Annotated in this window: 19 protein-coding genes; all 19 read right to left on the bottom strand. The window is 69.0% G+C overall.

The genetic code is table 11. The features are described from left to right. Positions 1-12: 12 nt before the first annotated feature. Complete coding sequence (gene metK / locus GBRO_RS11675) at positions 13-1,224, bottom strand: methionine adenosyltransferase (RefSeq protein ID WP_012834145.1); 1,212 nt, start codon at positions 1,222-1,224, stop codon at positions 13-15. A gap of 152 nt (positions 1,225-1,376) precedes the next feature. Further along, positions 1,377-2,636 carry a bifunctional phosphopantothenoylcysteine decarboxylase/phosphopantothenate--cysteine ligase CoaBC gene (gene coaBC, locus GBRO_RS11670; protein ID WP_012834144.1) on the bottom strand — a complete coding sequence of 420 codons (1,260 nt, stop codon included), beginning with the start codon at positions 2,634-2,636 and terminating at the stop codon, positions 1,377-1,379. 15 nt (positions 2,637-2,651) lie between these two features. Continuing rightward, complete coding sequence (gene rpoZ / locus GBRO_RS11665) at positions 2,652-2,951, bottom strand: DNA-directed RNA polymerase subunit omega (RefSeq protein ID WP_012834143.1); 300 nt, start codon at positions 2,949-2,951, stop codon at positions 2,652-2,654. 68 nt (positions 2,952-3,019) lie between these two features. Next, positions 3,020-3,607 carry a guanylate kinase gene (gene gmk / locus GBRO_RS11660; protein ID WP_085950364.1) on the bottom strand — a complete coding sequence of 196 codons (588 nt, stop codon included), beginning with the start codon at positions 3,605-3,607 and terminating at the stop codon, positions 3,020-3,022. A 65-nt stretch (positions 3,608-3,672) separates the two neighbouring features. Further along, positions 3,673-3,987 carry an integration host factor, actinobacterial type gene (mihF, locus tag GBRO_RS11655; protein WP_012834141.1) on the bottom strand — a complete coding sequence of 105 codons (315 nt, stop codon included), beginning with the start codon at positions 3,985-3,987 and terminating at the stop codon, positions 3,673-3,675. 382 nt (positions 3,988-4,369) lie between these two features. Beyond that, the gene (locus GBRO_RS26980) at positions 4,370-5,131 is read right to left on the bottom strand and encodes a sensor histidine kinase (protein WP_227892880.1); all 762 of its coding nucleotides are present in this window, start codon (positions 5,129-5,131) and stop codon (positions 4,370-4,372) included. Next, positions 5,110-5,661 carry a hypothetical protein gene (locus GBRO_RS26975; RefSeq protein ID WP_227892879.1) on the bottom strand — a complete coding sequence of 184 codons (552 nt, stop codon included), beginning with the start codon at positions 5,659-5,661 and terminating at the stop codon, positions 5,110-5,112. Before GBRO_RS26975 ends, GBRO_RS26980 begins: the two co-directional genes overlap by 22 nt. 4 nt (positions 5,662-5,665) lie before the next feature. After that, positions 5,666-6,304, bottom strand: a complete 639-nt coding sequence (locus GBRO_RS11645; protein WP_012834140.1) for a response regulator — start codon at positions 6,302-6,304, stop codon at positions 5,666-5,668. A 47-nt stretch (positions 6,305-6,351) separates the two neighbouring features. Then, positions 6,352-7,182 (bottom strand): orotidine-5'-phosphate decarboxylase, encoded by an 831-nt coding sequence (gene pyrF / locus GBRO_RS11640; RefSeq protein ID WP_012834139.1) that lies wholly within the window; start codon positions 7,180-7,182, stop codon positions 6,352-6,354. Beyond that, a complete protein-coding gene (gene carB, locus GBRO_RS11635) occupies positions 7,179-10,511 on the bottom strand; it encodes a carbamoyl-phosphate synthase large subunit (RefSeq protein WP_012834138.1) in 3,333 nt (1,110 codons plus the stop codon). The genes pyrF and carB overlap by 4 nt, the downstream gene beginning before the upstream one ends. Then, positions 10,511-11,647 carry a glutamine-hydrolyzing carbamoyl-phosphate synthase small subunit gene (gene carA / locus GBRO_RS11630; protein ID WP_012834137.1) on the bottom strand — a complete coding sequence of 379 codons (1,137 nt, stop codon included), beginning with the start codon at positions 11,645-11,647 and terminating at the stop codon, positions 10,511-10,513. Before carA ends, carB begins: the two co-directional genes overlap by 1 nt. Beyond that, a complete protein-coding gene (locus GBRO_RS11625) occupies positions 11,644-12,198 on the bottom strand; it encodes a PH-like domain-containing protein (RefSeq protein ID WP_012834136.1) in 555 nt (184 codons plus the stop codon). Before GBRO_RS11625 ends, carA begins: the two co-directional genes overlap by 4 nt. Beyond that, positions 12,195-13,505, bottom strand: a complete 1,311-nt coding sequence (locus GBRO_RS11620) for a dihydroorotase (RefSeq protein ID WP_012834135.1) — start codon at positions 13,503-13,505, stop codon at positions 12,195-12,197. Before GBRO_RS11620 ends, GBRO_RS11625 begins: the two co-directional genes overlap by 4 nt. Continuing rightward, positions 13,505-14,452, bottom strand: coding sequence for an aspartate carbamoyltransferase catalytic subunit (locus GBRO_RS11615; protein WP_041920448.1), 948 nt, complete (start codon positions 14,450-14,452; stop codon positions 13,505-13,507). The genes GBRO_RS11620 and GBRO_RS11615 overlap by 1 nt, the downstream gene beginning before the upstream one ends. After that, complete coding sequence (gene pyrR / locus GBRO_RS11610) at positions 14,452-15,045, bottom strand: bifunctional pyr operon transcriptional regulator/uracil phosphoribosyltransferase PyrR (RefSeq protein ID WP_012834133.1); 594 nt, start codon at positions 15,043-15,045, stop codon at positions 14,452-14,454. The genes GBRO_RS11615 and pyrR overlap by 1 nt, the downstream gene beginning before the upstream one ends. 76 nt (positions 15,046-15,121) lie before the next feature. Next, positions 15,122-15,613 (bottom strand): transcription antitermination factor NusB, encoded by a 492-nt coding sequence (gene nusB, locus GBRO_RS11605; RefSeq protein WP_012834132.1) that lies wholly within the window; start codon positions 15,611-15,613, stop codon positions 15,122-15,124. A 9-nt stretch (positions 15,614-15,622) separates the two neighbouring features. Continuing rightward, entirely contained in the window at positions 15,623-16,186 is a 564-nt protein-coding gene (gene efp / locus GBRO_RS11600) for an elongation factor P (RefSeq protein ID WP_012834131.1), read from the bottom strand. Positions 16,187-16,223: 37 nt separating this feature from the next. Continuing rightward, entirely contained in the window at positions 16,224-17,354 is a 1,131-nt protein-coding gene (locus tag GBRO_RS11595; protein WP_012834130.1) for a M24 family metallopeptidase, read from the bottom strand. A 214-nt stretch (positions 17,355-17,568) separates the two neighbouring features. Then, positions 17,569-18,117 (bottom strand): VOC family protein, encoded by a 549-nt coding sequence (locus GBRO_RS26970; RefSeq protein WP_227892878.1) that lies wholly within the window; start codon positions 18,115-18,117, stop codon positions 17,569-17,571. Between the last annotated feature and the right edge of the window lie 352 nt (positions 18,118-18,469).

The raw sequence follows: 18,469 nt of genomic DNA, 5'->3' as shown, positions 1-18,469 counted from the left end.
GCGTGGTGTCGGTCAGAGGCCCGCTGCGGCGCGCAACTTCTCGGCGCGGTCCGTACGCTCCCACGGCAGATCGATGTCGGTGCGGCCGAAGTGACCGTAGGCGGCAGTCGGTGCGTAGATCGGGCGCAGCAGGTCCAGATCGCGGATGATCGCGAGCGGACGCAGATCGAAGTTCTCCGAGATGACGCGTTCGATAACAGCCGGGTCGACCTTCTCGGTGCCGAAGGTCTCGACGAACAGGCCGACCGGGGCGGCCTTACCGATCGCGTAGGCCACCTGCACCTCGATGCGGTCGGCGAGACCTGCGGCGACGGCGTTCTTGGCCACCCAGCGCATCGCATACGCCGCCGACCGGTCCACCTTCGACGGATCCTTGCCGGAGAAGGCGCCGCCACCGTGGCGGGCCATGCCGCCGTAGGTGTCGACGATGATCTTGCGACCGGTCAGCCCGGCATCGCCCATCGGTCCGCCCAGCACGAACTTGCCGGTCGGGTTCACCAGCAGCCGGTAGCCGGAGGTGTCCAGGGTCGCCACCTCGAGATCGGCGAGCACCGCCTCGACGACCTCGGTGCGGATGTCCGGGGTCAGCATGTTCTCCAGGTCGATGTCGGCGGCATGCTGCGTCGAGAGGACCACGGTGTCCAGGCGCACCGGCTTGTCACCGTCGTATTCGATGGTCACCTGGGTCTTGCCGTCCGGCCGCAGGTACGGCAGGACGCCGGACTTGCGGACCTCGGTCAGCTTGCGCGACAGGCGATGTGCGAGCGCGATCGGCAGTGGCATCAGTTCCGGGGTCTCGTTGGTCGCGAAACCGAACATCAGGCCCTGGTCACCGGCACCCTGGCTGTCGATCTCGTCCTCGGAGATCCCACTGCGGCTCTCGTGCGAGTTGAACACGCCCCCGGCGATGTCGGGCGACTGCGCGCCGATCGCGACGTTCACGCCGCAGGACGCGCCGTCGAATCCCTTGGTCGACGAGTCGTAGCCGATCTCGAGGATCTTCTGCCGGACGATGCCCGGGATGTCGACATAGGCCGTCGTGGTCACCTCACCGGCGACGTGTACCTGGCCGGTGGTGACGAGAGTCTCCACCGCGACGCGTGCCTTGGGGTCCTCGGTCAGGATCGCATCGAGCACCGAGTCGCTGATCGCGTCACAGATCTTGTCGGGGTGTCCCTCGGTGACGGATTCGCTGGTGAACAGACGTGACGCGGAGGTGGTCATCTGGTCCTCTCAAGACAAGTCGTGACGGTGTCGGTCGGCGGGAGGGTCAGCTGGACACGTCTGTGTCCGGCAGTGACCGCTCGTCCCCCGGGGATGCCGACGTGAGTGCGTTCCAAACTACACACACCCGACGACGGGGCGTGCGGTGCGGGTCACGCACCCCGACCATCAGGCACCAGGGCACGCACTTCGTCAAGTATTCGGCTCGACATGAGGGTTTTGGAACCCAGCGGCAACGCGGTCTCGGCGCCGTTGGCGGACAACAGCCAACCCGTGTTGTCTTCGGTACCGAAGGCCTTGCCGTCGCCGACGGCGTTCACCACCAGCAGGTCGCAGCCCTTGCGGGCGAGTTTGGCGCGTCCGTGGTCGAGGACCCCGCCGGTCTCGTCGCCGGTCTCGGCGGCAAAGCCCACGATCACCGTCTCCGCCGGGATCTGGCCGGCCATCCGGCTCTCGACCAGTCCGCGCAGGATGTCCGGGTTGGTGGTGAGCTCGATCGGAGCGGGCCCGTCCTGGCCCTTCTTGATCTTGGCGTCGGCGACCGCGACCGGCCGGAAATCGGCGACCGCCGCGGCCATGATCACCACATCGGATTCCGCGGAGCGTTTGGTCATCTCCACCGCGAGCTGTTCGGCGGTGGCCACCCGCACGATCTCCACACCGGCGGGATCGCCGGGATCGGCGGTGGAACCGGCCACCACCGTGACCGTGGCTCCGCGCTGGGCCGCGGCCCGCGCGAGCGCGAAGCCCTGCTTGCCGGAACTGTGATTGCCCAGGAACCGCACCGGGTCGAGTGGTTCGCGGGTTCCGCCCGCACTGATGACGACACGCACACCCGCGAGGTCATACGGCAGGGCATCGGGGCGTTCGAGGAGGAGTTCACCGATCAGCGAGATCTCCTGCGGATCGGGTAGCCGGCCCGGTCCCGAGTCGGTTCCGGTGAGCCGGCCCGAGGCCGGCGTCATCACGGTGGCGCCGTGGGCACGCAGGGTCGCGACGTTGGCCGCGGTGGCCGGGTGATCCCACATCTCGGTGTGCATCGCCGGCACGAACAGGACCGGACATCGCACGGTCAGCAGAGACGCGGTGAGCAGGTCGTCGGCGCGACCGGAGGCGGCGCGGGCCATCAGATCGGCGGTGGCCGGGGCGACGACCACCAGATCGGCTCCCTGACCGAGCCTCACATGCGCGACCTGGTCGACGTCGTCGAAGACGTCGGTGCTGACCGGATGACCGGACAGTGCCTCGAAGGTCGCGGCGCCGACGAATCTCAGCGCGGCCTCGGTGGGTACCACACGCACCTCGTGTCCGGCCTCGGTGAAATGCCGGATGACCGAGCACACCTTGTAGGCGGCGATACCGCCGCCGACTCCGACGAGGATGCGCCGACGTGGTCTGGCCGAATTGCTCATCGCGACGCGGTGGCTCTACTCGCCTTCGGTGTGCTCGAGCAGGTCCGAGTGGATCTCGCGCATCGCGATGGACAGCGGCTTCTCCTGCAGACCCGGCTCCACCAGCGGGCCGACGTACTCGAGGATGCCGTCGCCGAGTTGGTTGTAGTAGTCGTTGATCTGACGGGCACGCTTGGCCGCGTAGATCACCAGCGCGTACTTGGAGGAGGCGCGCTCGAGCAGGTCGTCGATCGGCGGGTTGGTGATGCCGAGGGGGGTGTCGTAGGCCGGCGCATCAGCGATCTCGGTCATCTCGAAGTTGGTCTGGGTGCTCACTCGATCTCCTGCTGCGTGACGTGTGACGTGCGTGTGGATGGTCCCGTGCGGACCACGGTACGGCCGGCTCAGCGGGTGCCCGCGGCATCCTGCCGGGTGGGCGAGGCGGGCTGAGAAGGTCCGACCAGCAAGGATACCAACTCATCGGCCGCCTGGTCGACTTCGCTGTTCACGACGACGTGGTGGAACTCGTTCTGCGCGGCCATCTCGGTCCGCGCGGTTGCCAGTCGCCGCTCCACTGCCTCGGGACTCTCGGTACCGCGACCGGTGAGACGGTTGACGAGCTCGTCCCAGCTCGGCGGGGCCAGGAACACCGTGATCGCCTCCGGTAGCCGGGCGACGACGTTGCGCGCCCCCACCAGATCGACCTCGACGAGGACAGGCACACCGGCGGCGAGGGCGTCGAGGACCGGGCGGGCGGGTGTCCCCGACCGCTGCAGTCCGCCATGGATCTCGGCCCATTCGAGAAGCTCGTCGTCGGCGATCATCCGGTCGAATTCGGCGGCGTCGACGAAGTGGTAGTCGCGGCCGTCGACCTCGCCGGGCCGCGGTGCGCGGGTGGTGGCCGAGACACTGAAGTACAACTGCGGCAAGCGGTCTCGTACCCGGGCCACCACGGTGGATTTACCGACGGCCGAGGGGCCGACCAAGACGATCAGTCGGCTCCTCGGACGTTCGGTGCTGGTGCGCCCGCTCGCGGCGGACGCCTGGTGCTGCTCGTTCAGGAGCTGAACTTCTCGAGCAGCGCCTTGCGCTGACGGTCGCCCAGGCCGCGCAGACGGCGGGTCGGGGCGATCTCCAGCTCGGTCATGATCTCCTGCGCCTTCACCTTGCCGACCTTCGGCAGGGCTTCCAGCAGTGCGGAGACCTTCATCTTGCCCAGGATCTCGTCGTTCTCGGCATCCTTGAGCACCTGCTTCAGGTCGGTGCCACCGCGCTTGAGGCGCTCCTTGAGCTCGGCGCGGGCCCGCCGAGCGGCAGCAGCCTTCTCCAAGGCGGCGGCGCGCTGCTCGTCTGTCAACTGGGGAAGGGCCACGGTTCCTCCGTATTTCGTTCTTCGATCAGTCTGCTGGGCCACACGAACATGTGACCCGCTTGGCCGCGGTAAATCGCGGACGCGTGGTCGACCGTACCCAACGTGAGCAGGCAATTCGAGTACGACCCCTGCTCGGGTGCGCGATTCCCATGCTGTACGTTGCCACCTCGCCGTGTCTGGGGCAGATCCTCCTCGGACCACGATCTGTGCAGCTCACGGGGTATTTCCTGGTCATTGCGCGACACCTGGCGCCCGACACGTGTGTGACGCGAGTGACGGAGGAGCTGTGGGCATTCTTTCCCAGACTCATCCCGGTGCGTCGGTGTGTCGCGGCCCGCCAAACCGCCGGTGGGCTCGCCGGCCGCGCGGTCTCGTGCGCAGGTCAACCGGCCGCGTCGAGCCGTAACGGCACGGTCGCGACGGCCACCGTGCCGCCGCCCGGCCGGGCTCCGACGGTCAGCGAACCGCCCGCCGCCTCCAGTCGGACCCGTCGTGAGGCCAGCCCCAGATGGCCCTGTGCCAGCCGTTCGGGGATGCGCAGCGCATCGTCCTCGGTGAAGCCGGTGCCTTCGTCGAGCACCACCAGCCGCGCCTGACCGCCGGTGTATTCGGCGGTCATCTCCACTCGCTCGGCGTGTGCGTGTTTGAGCACGTTGGCGAGGAGTTCGCGTGCGGTTGCGTACAGCAACGCGTCCACCGGCGTCGGTGTGTCCCCCACCCAGCCCGCGGTGTCGACGGCCACCCGCGGTCCGTGTTGCCCGACGGCCGATGCCCCGAGTTCTGTCAGGGCCACCCCGAGGCCGTGGTGATCGAGGACGGCGGGATTGAGGGTGGTGAGCGTGGAGCGCAGCATCCGGCCGGATTCGGTCAGCGCCGCATCGAGACGCGCGAGAGCCTCCGGATCGTCGCCGCGGCGCACGTCGGCAAGCGCGTGGCGGGCGGCGAGCACATACTGCATCGCGCCGTCGTGCAGGGATTCGGCGAGGTCGCGCCGCTCCCGATCCTCGATCCGCAGCGTCTCGGCGAGCAGACGCGACCGGTCGGCGGCCAGCGACCCGATGGTGGCCACCCGGGAGCGCTGTAGACGCGAGAGCAGCACGCTACCGAGACCGAGTGTCGCGATCACCCCGGTGTGCAGCACCACCGACGACCAGGGCTCCCCGTTTGCGGGCGGGCCGCGGCACTCGCCAGGAAGAAGACGATCACCGTCGGTACCGCGATCACCGCGCAGACCCACGGCCGCAGCTGCGTCGCGGCGATCATCGGAATCACGGCGAAGCCGGTGAGCAGCACGTCCGAGGTCCAGCTGATCGCGTCGGAACGGCTCGCGAGTATCGCAACGGCGGTGAGCGCGACGAGGTCACCGAACGCGGCCAGCCACAGCAGGCGGACGGTGGTCTCGTCGCCCCGCACCGCGAGAACCACGGTGAGCGCCGACCAGGCGAGATAGGCGCCGGTCACGATCCAGGTGGCGGTCAGGTAGCCCGCGGGCGGGTCGAACGCGACGACGGCGGCCACGAAGGCGGCCAGGATCACCCGCAGCAACACCTGGATGCGCAACCCGCGCAGGGCGTGATCGACGAGGATCGATCGCACCGGACCCGGTGCCGTGATCTCCCGCAGTTCCGTCGCCGAGTCCGCCCCGAGGTGACCGGACCGCCCATCGCCAGGCATCCGATCAGTCGATCAGTCCGCGCCGGATACCCTCGGCGACCGCCGCCGCCCGATCCGAGACGCCGAGCTTCTCGTACAGCCGCTGCGTATGGGTTTTGACCGTCGATGCCCCGATGAACAGCTCCGCGGCCAGCTGCGGGATCGAGCGTCCCTGCGCGAAACCGACCAGAACCTGGTGTTCGCGTTCACTCAGCGCCGGTGAACCCGTGGTGGTGTGTGCCCGGATCTGATCGACCAGACCGCCCGCCAGTTCGGGCGGCACCACCGTGTCTCCCTTGGCGACCCGCAGCACCGCGCCGACGATGGTGTCGCGGTCGGCGTCCTTGGACAGATACCCGCTCGCGCCCCGTTGCAGGGCTTCGAAGACGATCGGCGCATCGGTGACGGCCGACAGCAGCAGCACCCGCGTGGACAGGCCGTCGCGGGTGACGGCGTGGGCCACATCGGCGCCGGTCATCTGCGGCATCTGATAGTCGACGACGGCAACGTCGGGAGTGACCTCGCGGATCAGGTCCAGCGCCGCGCGGCCGTCGCCGGCCTCCCCGATCACCGACACCCGGCCGCTGAGCGTGAGTCCGCGCGCGATCCCGTCGCGGAAGAACGGGTGGTCGTCGACGACGACGGTCACCAGGGGGTTCGCCACCCGCCGAGTCTATCCCCGGCGCCCGGCACCGATGGGCCGTTGCGCGTTCAGGATTGGAGTGCCGACTCGACCTCGGCGATGGTCTGTTCGCAGGCCGCGCGCAACGCCGCCGCGTCCGGCCCGGCGCGCAACACGCCGCGGGAACTCGCCGGCAGCAGCCACCGGGGGTCCGCGTCGGCGAAGACGGCCGGCAGCGCGTCGGCCGTTGCCCCCTGGGCGCCGAGCCCCGGCGCGAGGATCGGTCCGTTGAGCGCAGCGAGGTCGAGTCCGTGCTCGCGCGTGGCGCCCACCACCACACCCGCGGTCGCGGCGCCGTCGGCGTTCTCGGCCGCGGCCGCGTCGACGATCATCTGCGCCACCGAGCGACCCGCACCGGTGGTCGCCGTCTGGAGTTGTGCCCCTTCCGGATTCGATGTCCGGGCCAGGACGAACACCGCCCGGCCGGTGCGGTGGGCGACGTCGTAGGCGGGCCGCAGCGACTCGAAGCCGAGATAGGGCGACGCGGTCACCGCATCCGCGCACAGCGGCGACGCGTCGTCGAGCCAGGCCCGGGTGTAGGCCGCCATGGTGGAACCGATGTCACCGCGTTTCGCGTCGGCGAGAACGAGTGCACCGGCGTCCCGACATCCGGCGATGGTGTCCTCGAGCACGGCGAGCCCCGCCGAACCGAACGCCTCGAAGAAAGCGACCTGCGGTTTGATCACCGCAGCCACCGGACCCAGTGCCTCGGTGCAGGTCTCGGCGAATCGCCGCAGACCGTCGACGGACACCGGCAGTCCCCACGCCTCCAGCAGGGCGGCGTGGGGATCGATACCCGCGCACAGCCGGCCCCGGGTGTCCACGGCGCGGCGGTAGCGTTCGGCGAAGCCTGCGCTCATCCGCCGACCAGGGCCCGGTGACGTTCCTGCAGCGAGGACACACCCATCTGGCCGCGGATGGCGGCCTCGATGCCCTGCACCGCGGCACTCGCACCCTGCACCGTGGTGATGCACGGGATGCCCACCGACACTGCGGCGCTGCGGATCTCGTATCCGTCCACGCGAGGGCCGGAGTTGCCATAGGGCGTGTTGATCACCATGCCGACCTCGCCGGCCCGGATGGTGTCCACAATGTTGGTCTCCCCCGGCCCGGACTCGAAGTGTTTGCGCACCGTGGTGGCATCGATACCGTTGCGCCGCAACACATCCGCGGTCCCCTCGGTGGCCAGGATGGTGAATCCGAGGTCGGCGAGATGCTTGACCGGGAACAGCAGCGCCCGCTTGTCCTTGTTGGCGACGCTGACGAAGATCGCTCCCGAGGTGGGCAGCGACCCGTAGGCGCCGGTCTGCGACTTGGCGAACGCCCGGCCGAAGTCGGCGTCTATGCCCATCACCTCACCGGTCGATTTCATCTCCGGGGAGAGCAACGAGTCAACGCCGGTGCCGTCGTGACGGCGGAACCGGTTGAACGGCAGGACCGCCTCCTTGACCGAGATCGGCGCGTGCGCCGGTGCCTCCCCGCCGTCCCCCTGCGCCGGCAACAACCCGGTGGCCCGCAGGTCGGCGATCGACTCACCGAGCATCACCCGGGCACACGCCTTCGCCAGCTGCACCGCGGTCGCCTTGGACACGAACGGCACGGTGCGGCTCGCGCGCGGATTGGCCTCGAGGACGTAGAGGATGTCGTCCTTGAGTGCGTACTGCACGTTCAGCAGTCCGCGCACGCCGATCCCCTTGGCCAGTGCCTCGGTGGACTCGCGCACCATCGCCAGATCCGCCCGGCCCAGCGTCACCGGCGGCAGTGCGCACGCGGAGTCACCGGAGTGGATACCGGCCTCCTCGATGTGTTCCATCACGCCGCCGATGTAGACCTCGTCACCGTCGCACAGGGCATCCACGTCGATCTCGACCGCGTCCTCGAGGAACCGGTCCACCAGCACCGGATGATCCGGGGTGAGTTCGGTTGCGCGCGAGATGTAATCGGCCAGCGAGTCCTCGTCGTAGACGATCTCCATGCCGCGTCCGCCGAGGACGTAGGAGGGTCGCACCAGCACCGGGTAGCCGATCCGGGCGGCGGTGTCGCGCGCCTCGTCGAAGCTGGTGGCGGTGCCGAAGGCCGGTGCGGGGAGTCCGGCGGCGGTGAGCACCTTGCCGAACTCGCCGCGGTCCTCGGCCAGGTCGATGGCCGCGGGCGAGGTACCGACGATCGGCACGCCCGCCGACTGCAGCCGATGCGCCAGGCCGAGCGGCGTCTGGCCGCCGAGTTGGACGATCACGCCGGCGACCCGGCCCGACCGCGATTCGGCGTAGTACACCTCGAGCACGTCCTCGAAGGTGAGCGGCTCGAAGTACAGCCGGTCGGCGGTGTCGTAGTCGGTGGAGACGGTCTCCGGGTTGCAGTTGACCATCACCGTCTCGTAACCGGCGTCGGAGAGTGTCAGGGCGGCATGCACACACGAGTAGTCGAATTCGATGCCCTGCCCGATGCGGTTGGGGCCCGACCCGAGGATCAGGACCTTCTCCCGTTCGGTCTGCGGCGCCACCTCGGTGGTCGCGGCGGGATCGAGTTCGTAGGTCGAGTAGTGGTAGGGCGTGCGGGCCTCGAACTCCGCGGCACAGGTGTCCACGGTCTTGTAGACCGGGCGCACCCCGAGGCCCACCCGGAACTCGCGGACGGCCTCCTCGTCGTCGAAATCACTTCGCAGCGCGGCGATCTGCCGGTCGGAGAACCCGGTGCTCTTCGCTTCACGCAGCAGCGACTCGTCGAGCCGGTCGGCGTCGCGGATCTGCGCACCGAGTGCGGCGACCCCACCGATCTCGGCGAGGAACCACGGGTCGATCGCGGTGGCCTCGTAGAGCTGCTCGATGGTGGCACCGGCCTCGAGGGCGAGCATCAGGCCGTAGAGCCGGCCGTCGCGCGGCGTGCGGAGCTCGTCGATCAACGCGGGCAGGTCGACCGACGACGGATCGGGCCGGCCCGGTTCGGTCCAGAAGCCGGCGGCCTTGGTCTCTAGTGACCGCATCACCTTGCCGAGCGCCTCGGCGAAGCTGCGGCCCAGGCTCATCGCCTCCCCCACCGACTTCATGGTGGTGGTCAGCGTGTCGTCGGCGCCGGGGAACTTCTCGAAGGCGAACCGCGGTGCCTTGACGACGACGTAGTCCAGCGTCGGCTCGAAGCAGGCCGGCGTCTCTTTCGTGATGTCGTTGACGATCTCGTCGAGGCTGTAGCCGATGGCGAGTTTCGCGGCGATCTTGGCGATCGGGAAACCCGTTGCCTTGGAGGCCAATGCCGACGACCGCGACACGCGCGGATTCATCTCGATGACGACGAGCCGGCCGTCGCGCGGATCCTGTGCGAACTGGATGTTGCAGCCACCGGTGTCCACGCCGACCTCGCGCAGGATGGCGATCGAGAGATCACGCATGATCTGGTATTCGCGGTCGGTCAGCGTCATCGCCGGGGCGACGGTCACCGAGTCGCCGGTGTGCACGCCCACCGGGTCGACGTTCTCGATGGAGCAGACGACCACCACGTTGTCGCGGTTGTCGCGCATCAGCTCGAGCTCGTATTCCTTCCAGCCCAGGATCGACTCCTCGATGAGCACGTTCGCGGTCGGCGACGCGGCCAGGCCCCCGCCGGCGATGCGCTCGAGATCGGCGTCGTCGTAGGCCATTCCGGAGCCGAGGCCACCCATGGTGAACGACGGCCGGACCACCACCGGGAAGCCGAGTTCGGCGACGGTGTCGCGCACCTCGTCCATGGTGTGGCACACCCGCGAGCGGGCGCTTTCGCCGCCGACCTTCGCGACGATGTCCTTGAACATCTGCCGGTCCTCGCCGCGCTGGATGGCGTCGAAGTCGGCGCCGATCAGCTCGATGCCGTACTTCTCGAGCGAACCCCGATCATGCAGGGCGACAGCGGTGTTCAGAGCGGTCTGGCCACCCAGGGTGGCCAGCACCGCGTCGATCGGGTGACCGGCGTCGCGTTCGGCCTCGATCACCTTCTCCACGTATTCGGCGGTGATCGGCTCGATGTAGGTGGCGTCGGCGAACTCCGGGTCGGTCATGATCGTCGCCGGATTGGAATTCACCAGGCTGACGCGCAGGCCCTCGGCCTTCAGGACGCGGCAGGCCTGGGTGCCCGAGTAGTCGAACTCGCAGGCCTGTCCGATCACGATCGGACCGGAGCCGATGACCAGGACGTGGGAGAGGTCGGTACGACGTGGCATCAGGCCTTACTTCCTTGCGCGCGGTCACCCTCCAACAGGGTGATGAACTTGTCGAAGAGGTAGGCGGCATCGTGCGGGCCGGCCGCCGCCTCCGGGTGGTACTGGACGGAAAACGCTCGCCCGGAAAGCAATTCGACGCCTTCGACGGTGCCGTCGTTGGCGCACACATGGCTGACACGGGCGCGTCCGAAGTCGGTGTCGAATTCCTCGCCGGCCTCACCTTCGAGGGCGAAGCCGTGATTCTGCGCGGTGATGGACACGGTGCCGGTCGCCGCGTCGATGACGGGGATGTTGATGCCGCGATGCCCGAAGGTCATCTTGTAGGTGCCGCGGCCGAGTGCGCGACCCAGGATCTGATTGCCGAAGCAGATGCCGAAGAGCGGCAGATCGGCGCCGAGGACCTCGCGCGTCAGGTTCACCGGCGCCTCCGCGGTGGCCGGATCGCCGGGTCCGTTGGACAAGAACACCCCGTCGGGGTTCAGCGCGGTGATGGTGGCCAGATCGGCGACGGCCGGCAGCACGTGGACCCGCACGCCGCGCTGCGCGAACATCCGCGGTGTGTTGGTCTTGATGCCGAGGTCGATGGCGGCGACGGTGAAGCGCACCTCGCCTTCGGGTTCCACGGTGTAGCCGGTGTCGGTGGTGACCTCACCGGCGAGGTCGGCCCCCTTCATCGACGGCTGGCTGCGCACCCGGCTGAGCAGTTCGTCGGTGTCGGACAACGCTTCCCCGGAGAACACCCCGGCCCGCATCGAACCGTGGTCACGCAGGGTACGGACCGCGGCCCGCGTGTCGATGCCGGCGATGCCGACGATCCCCTGCCGCACCAGCTCGTCCTCCAGCGAGGTACTGGCCCGCCAATTCGACACGCGCCGGGTGGGATTGCGCACTGCATAACCGGCGACCCAGATCTTGCCGCCGTGGCTCTCGTCGTCCTCGGTGTTCCAGCCGGTGTTGCCGATCTGCGGCGCGGTGGCCACCACGATCTGCCGGTGATAGCTGGGATCGGTCAGGGTCTCCTGGTACCCGGTCATCGCGGTACAGAACACCGCCTCCCCGAGGGTTTCGCCGACGGCACCGAACGGGCGACCGGTGAAGACCTGCCCGTTCTCCAGCACCAAGACCGCTGTGTTCATTCCTGAGTCCCCTGTTCCTGTGTGCCCGTTGGGTTCTCGCCGGATGTGCCGGGGCTCTCGGCGAAGGCGTGTACCCAGTCGGGATAGATGGTCTTGTCGTCGGCGCGCAGCCCGGAGTCGATCTCGGTGCCGGTGGGCAGCACCCAGCGGATGACGAGCAGGCCGTCGGCGGTCATCACCTTTCCGGCGAGGCCGCGCTCGGTACGCACCGCGGTGATGGAGTCACGCGGAATCCAGATGGTGCTCGCCCCTTTGCGTTCGAGCAGGATTCCGGCGTCGTAGGCGCTCATGGTCGCCGAGGCGCGGTCACCGAAGTCGCCGACGGCCACCCGGTCCTGCCAACTCGGCGCCAGCGTGCTGCCGACGTAGAGGCCGGTGTACGGGCCGAGTTGCCGCTGCCCGAGATCGTCGGGCGCGGTGGGTAATTCACCGATCGAGTCGGCCTGGCGACGCCCCCGGTTCCGCCAGCCGCGCAGGGCGAGGGCAACGAGCGAAGCCCACACCACCACCACGATGACGACGATCGCGATGTCATAGGTCGCCGAGTTCACCGGGTCACCGATCCGTCACGGGCGGTGAGGACACCGCGCAGTACGGTCGCGGTCACGGTGGTCGGCATCGTCATCTCCTCGTATGGCGTGTTGTCCGAGAGGCTCGCCAGCTCACGGCCGCGCACCACCCAGGAGGTGTCCGGGTCGATGATGGCCAGGTTGGCCGGTTCGCCGACCGCGATCGGGCGTCCCTGATCGGTGAGACCGACGATCTCGGCGGGCCGTTCACTCATCACCCGGGCCACCCCGCGCCAGTCCAGGAGACCCGGCGTCACCATCGTCTCGACGATGATCGCCACGGCCGTCTGCAGGCCCAGCATGCCGGGCTTGGCCTGGGCGAACTCGCAGCACTTCTCCTGCGCGGCATGGGGTGCGTGGTCGGTGGCGACGCAGTCCACCACCCCGTCGGCGAGCGCCTGGCGCAGGGCAAGATTGTCGCTCGTCTCCCGCAGCGGCGGATTCACCTTGTTGATCGGGTCGTAGGTGGTCAATCGCGAGTCGTCGAGCAGCAGATGATGCGGGGTGACCTCGGCGGTGATCGCGATGCCCTGATCCTTGGCCCACCGCAGCAGTTCGACGGTCCCGGCGGTCGAGGCGTGGCAGATGTGTACGCGCGCACCGGCATCCCGCGCGAGCAGCGCATCGCGCACCACGATGGCCTCCTCGGCAGCCCGCGGCCACCCGGCCAGTCCGAGCCGCGCGGCCGTCGGCCCCTCGTGGGCGACGGCGCCGACGGTGAGCCGCGGTTCCTCGGCATGCTGGGCGATCAGGACGTCGAGCCCCTTGGCGTATTCGAGTGCGCGCCGCATCAGCAGCGGATCATGCACGCACTTGCCGTCGTCGCTGAACATCCGGACCGCGGCGGCACCCGCGGCCATCATGCCCATCTCGGCGAGCTGGGTGCCCTCGAGTCCGACGGTGACCGCACCCACCGGGTACACGTCGACGAGTCCGACCTCACGGCCGGCTCGCCAGACGTTGTCGGTGACCGTCGAGTTGTCGGCCACCGGGCTGGTGTTGGCCATCGCGAAGACGGCCGTGTATCCACCGAGAGCTGCTGCGGCCGAACCACTTCGGATGGTCTCGGTGTCTTCGCGGCCCGGTTCACGCAGGTGGGTGTGCAGGTCAACGAAGCCGGGCAGCACGATCCCGCCGCCGCCGTCGACGCGTTCGGCCTCCGCGGGCGCCTCGAGGCCGGTGCCGATCTCGGTGATCACCCCGTCGATGACGAGGATGTCCACCGGGTCACCCTCGCCGTAGGGACGGACACCGGTGACGAGCAGGGTTCCGGTTGCCTGAGTGGACACTATTGCGCTCCTGCCGAATCGGTTCCGACGAGCAGTCGGAAGAGCACCGCCATGCGGACATGGACGCCGTTGCGCACCTGGTCGAGCACGGCCGCGCGCGGTGAGTCGGCGACGGAGTAGCCGATCTCCATGCCGCGCAACATCGGTCCGGGATGCAGCACCACGGCGTCGTCGGCGAGCAGGCCGAGGCGGCGTTCGTTGAGTCCGAAGCGCAGCGAGTACTCACGTGCGCTCGGGAAGAATCCCCCATTCATCCGCTCGGCCTGCACGCGCAGCATCATCACCGCGTCGACGCCGGCCAGTTCGGCGTCGAGGTTGCCGGAGACCGCGACCGGCCACTGTTCGACGCCCACCGGCAGCAGTGTCGGCGGAGCCACCAGCACCACCTCGGCGCCGAGGGTGGCCAGCAGATGCGCGTTGGACCGGGCGACCCGGGAGTGCACCACGTCACCCACGATCGCGATGCGACGACCGTCGAGCGATCCGAGTCGCTGCCGCAACGTGAGCGCATCGAGCAGCGCCTGGGTGGGATGTTCGTGGGTGCCGTCGCCGGCGTTGATCACCGCGGGACCGGTGCCGTCGGCGGCGGTCGTCCAGTCGGCGATCTGGGCGGGTGCACCCGAGGCGGGATGGCGCACGATGAGCGCATCTGCGCCGGCCGCCTGGAGGGTCTTGGCGGTGTCGCGCAGCGATTCCCCTTTGCCCACAGACGAACTCGACGCGCTGACGTTGATGACGTCGGCGCTCATCCACTTACCGGCGACCTCGAAGGACACCCGGGTGCGGGTGGAGTTCTCGTAGAAGACAGTCATCACGGTGCGGCCGCGCAGGGTGGGCAGTTTGCGGACCTCGCGGCCCATCAGTGCCTGTTCGAACCGTTGCGCCTCGTCGAGCAGTTCGGTGGCCTCGTCGCGGCTCAGATCGGCGGTGGAGAGCAGGCGTCGCATCATGCACCCGCCTCGTCGGTGCCGTCGCTGGTGGCCGGTGCCGCCGGGGTCAGCACCACCTCGTCGACGTCGTCGTGTTCGACGAGGTGCACCGAGACGTTCTCATCACGCGCGGTGGGGATGTTCTTCCCGACGTAGTCGGCGCGCAGCGGCAGTTCACGATGGCCGCGGTCGACCAGGACCGCCAGCTGCACCGCAGCGGGCCGGCCGAGGTCGCGCAGGGCGTCGAGGGCCGCCCGGACGGTGCGCCCGGAGTAGAGCACGTCGTCGACGAGGATGACGATGGCGTTGTCGACGCCACCGCGCGGCACCATGGTGCGCTCGAGCGGGCGATGCGGTTTGGCCCGCAGATCATCACGGTAGAGGGTGATGTCGAGGTAGCCGACCGGGATGTCGGTGCCGGCGAACTCGTTGATCTTCGCACCCAGACGGGTCGCGAGACTCGTTCCGCGGGTGGGGATTCCGATGAGGACGACGCGAGGCGCGTCGGGTGAGTCGAGCGCGGTCTTCTCGATCACCTGATGCGCGACCCGGGCGATCGTCCGGGACACGTCGGCAGCGTCGAGCAGGACCCTGCCCTGTGGGCTGGCCAAAGCCGACCTCCTTCTCCGCCTCGCTGGACGGATCGTTAAAGGATGTCTTTCCTCGCGACACTCTACACGTAGCGGGTCACTGCGACGGCGGCCGGTTGACCGGGTTGCCGGTCGCGGGACTCTCCGCGGCCGCGGCGGCCCGCACCTGCGGGGCCAGGTCGGCGATCTTGGCGAGGACGCCGTTGACGAAGGCCGGTGAGTCGTCGGTGGACAGCTCCTTGGCCAGCTCGACCGCCTCGTCGACGATCACGACCGTGTCGACATCGACGGAGTTGAACAGCTCCCAGGTGGCCAGCCGCAGGATCGCACGGTCGACCGCGGGCAGCCGCGGCAGCGTCCACTCCCGCAGATGCGAGCTGATGACCGAATCGATTTGCTCCTGGTCGTCGGCGAGACCCTCGATGACACGCGCGGTGTAATCGTGGATCGCGCCGACGCTCTCGTCGCTGCGGACGAGTTCACGCCGCTCGGCGACGAGCTGGGCAGGGCTGACCTGCTTGGCCTCCGCCTCGAACAGGATGTCCACCGCGCGTCGGCGCGCCTTGTGCCGGGTTCCGGGTTGTTTCACTGATCCTCGTCAGGAGTTGACGCGGCCGAGGTAGCTGCCGTCGCGCGAGTCGACCTTCAGCTTGTCGCCGGTGTTGATGAACAGCGGCACGGCGATCTCGGCGCCGGTCTCCAGCTTGGCGGGCTTGGTGCCGCCGGTGGAGCGGTCACCCTGCAGGCCGGGGTCGGTGTGCTCGACCACCAGCTCGACGGTGACGGGCAGTTCCACGAAGAGCGGGTTGCCCTCGTTCAGCGACACCTGCACGGTCATGTTCTCCAGCAGGAACCGCGCGCCGTCGCCGACGATGGCCGGCGGGATGGCGAACTGCTCGTAGTCCTGCTGGTCCATGAACACGTAGTCGGTGCCGTCGTTGTAGAGGTACTGCATGTCGCGGCGGTCGACGGTCGCGGTCTCCACCTTCACGCCGGCGTTGAAGGTCTTGTCCACGGTCTTGCCGCTGAGCACGTTCTTGATCTTGGTGCGCACGAACGCCGGGCCCTTGCCGGGCTTGACGTGCTGGAACTCCAGGATCTGCCACAGCTGGTCGTCCATGCGCAGCACGAGGCCGTTCTTGAAATCGGCGGTGGTCGCCATAGGTTGTCTCTTCCTCTACGTCGAAATGCGATGACCGTCAGATGACGGTGAAGGTCTTGTCGGTGGCGGTCAGCAGGTCCGGTTCGCCGTCGGTGACGACGAGGGTGTCCTCGATCCGTACGCCTCCGCGTCCCGGAAGGTACACACCGGGCTCCACGGTCACCGCTGCGCCGCAAGGCAGTGTACCCGCCGCGAGTTTGCCGATCCCGGGTGCTTCGTGGATCTCGAGCCCCACGCCGTGTCCGAGGCCGTGCACATAGTCGTCGCCGTGGCCGGCCTCGTCGATGACGTCGCGGGCGGCGGCGTCCACCGCACGGAGCTCGGCACCGGGCGTCAGTGCCGCCCGGCCTGCTGCCTGGGCGGTTGCGACGAGGGCGTACAGCTCCTGCTGCCAGTCCGCGGCCCGGGTGAGCACGAAGGTTCGGGTCATGTCGGAGTGATAGCCCGCGTAGACCGCACCGAAGTCGATCTTGACCAGGTCGCCGTCGGTGAGGACCGCGTCGGTCGGCCGATGGTGCGGGACCGCCGAGTTCGGCCCGGCCGCGACGATGGTCTCGAAGGCGATGCCGTCGGCCCCGAGCCGGTACATCGTCCACTCCAGGGCCCGTGCCACCTCGCGTTCGGTGGCGCCGGCCCGGATCGCGCCATCGGCGATGATCTGCGCCAGCGCGGCGTCGCCGATGGCACACGCCGCGCGCAGCAAGGCGATCTCGTGCGGGTCCTTGACCATCCGCAACTCCTGCACGAGGCCGTCGGACCCGATCAGTTCGAGACCCGCGTCGTCGAACCGCCTGGTCAGCGACCGGTGCGCGGCGACGGTCATCGCGTCGGATTCGAATCCGATGCGGGTGGCACCCCCGTCCCGTGCCCGTTCGATCAGGGCCTGCGGACAGTTGCGCTCGATCACCGCCTCGAGATCGGGAACCTGATTGGCCACCTGCGTGCGGTAGCGGCCGTCGGTGCAGATCCGGTCGCGAGACGGGTCGTCGACGTCGATGAGCAGCGCGGCGTTGGAGCCGGTGAAGCCGGTGAGATAGCGGACGTTGATCAGGTCGGAGACCACGAAGGCGTCGACCGGGGTGGCCGCTGTCGCGAGGCGCGCACGCAGCCGCTGTCGTCGGGCCGCCGTGTCACCGGAGGATGGATGCGGGATCGTCACCCCCACCACGCTACGACGCCGGTGCACCGGACCGGCACCGGCCCGGCCGGGATCACCAGGCGATGTCGGTGACGTGTTCGAGGAGAGCCGGCCCGAACGCCGCCTCGGGGACGGGTGGTCGCCAGCGTCGGGAATCGAAGGCCCGTGCGGTTCTGCAGCGTGGGCAGGTCCACCTCGAAGGTGGCGAAGGGGTCGAGGACGTCGTTCGGGTGTCGACCGCTGATCAGTGACGCCCGGTCCGCTGCGCGGCAAGGCGCACCGGGGCGTTGTCGACGCCGTAGCCGTCGTAGCCGTCGAAGCGCTGGACGAATTCGAAGAACACCGACCCCACGGTCCGGGTGTAGAAGTGCACGAAGTGTCCCCCGGACGGATAAGGCCCCTGGTCGTAGAGCAGATCGAGGTCGGCGAGCCGGGCGACGAAGTCGCCGTCGAGTCCGAACCGGCCGCGCAGATAGTCGTAGTAGTTGTCGGGCACGGACAGGAATTCGAGGCCGGCGGCGCGGGCGCTGCGGGCGAGCGCCAGCACATCCGAGCATGCGAAGGCGACGTGTTGGGGCAGGGCGTCGTCGTCGAGTGCCTGGGGCGCGACGTTGAGCGGGATGCGCACCGCGCCGTCGGCGGTCCGGAGTACCTGACTGCGCACCAGGCCACGCGGACCGGGCATCTCGGCGGGGGCGTCGGCGTCGAACCCGAAGACGCTGCGCAGGAACAACACCGTATCCTCGGCGGTCTGCCAGGGCTGGGTGAGGTTGACGTGGTCGATCCGGGTCACCGGGCTGTCGGTGCGGGGACGTCCGTCGCGGAACTCGCCGGTCCAGGCGGGTTCGCTCGCGGTCGGGTCATCGACCCAGAACAGCTCGGTGCCGTCGGGAGCGACGGCCGAACCGAAATCCTGTTCGTCCCCGAGGGTGCGGCGGTAGGCGGGCCCATCAGTTCGGCAGCGCGGGCCGACGTGGCGGCGGCCTGCGGCACCTGAGGCCGATGGCGGCCACGTGCGGACGCTGATCGCGTGCCTGCGCTTCGTTCAGCACATGGCCGTGGCCCAGGCCGTCGACGCCTTCGAGCTGATCACCGGCGTCGCACCCGACGCCGCCCGCATGTCCCGTCACTTCCGTCAACTGGTC

The organism is Gordonia bronchialis DSM 43247 (assembly GCF_000024785.1).
GTDB classification, from domain to species: Bacteria; Actinomycetota; Actinomycetes; order Mycobacteriales; family Mycobacteriaceae; genus Gordonia; species Gordonia bronchialis.
The sequence above is the reverse complement of the archived record's forward strand: the minus strand, read 5'-3'. Positions and strand labels throughout refer to the sequence as shown.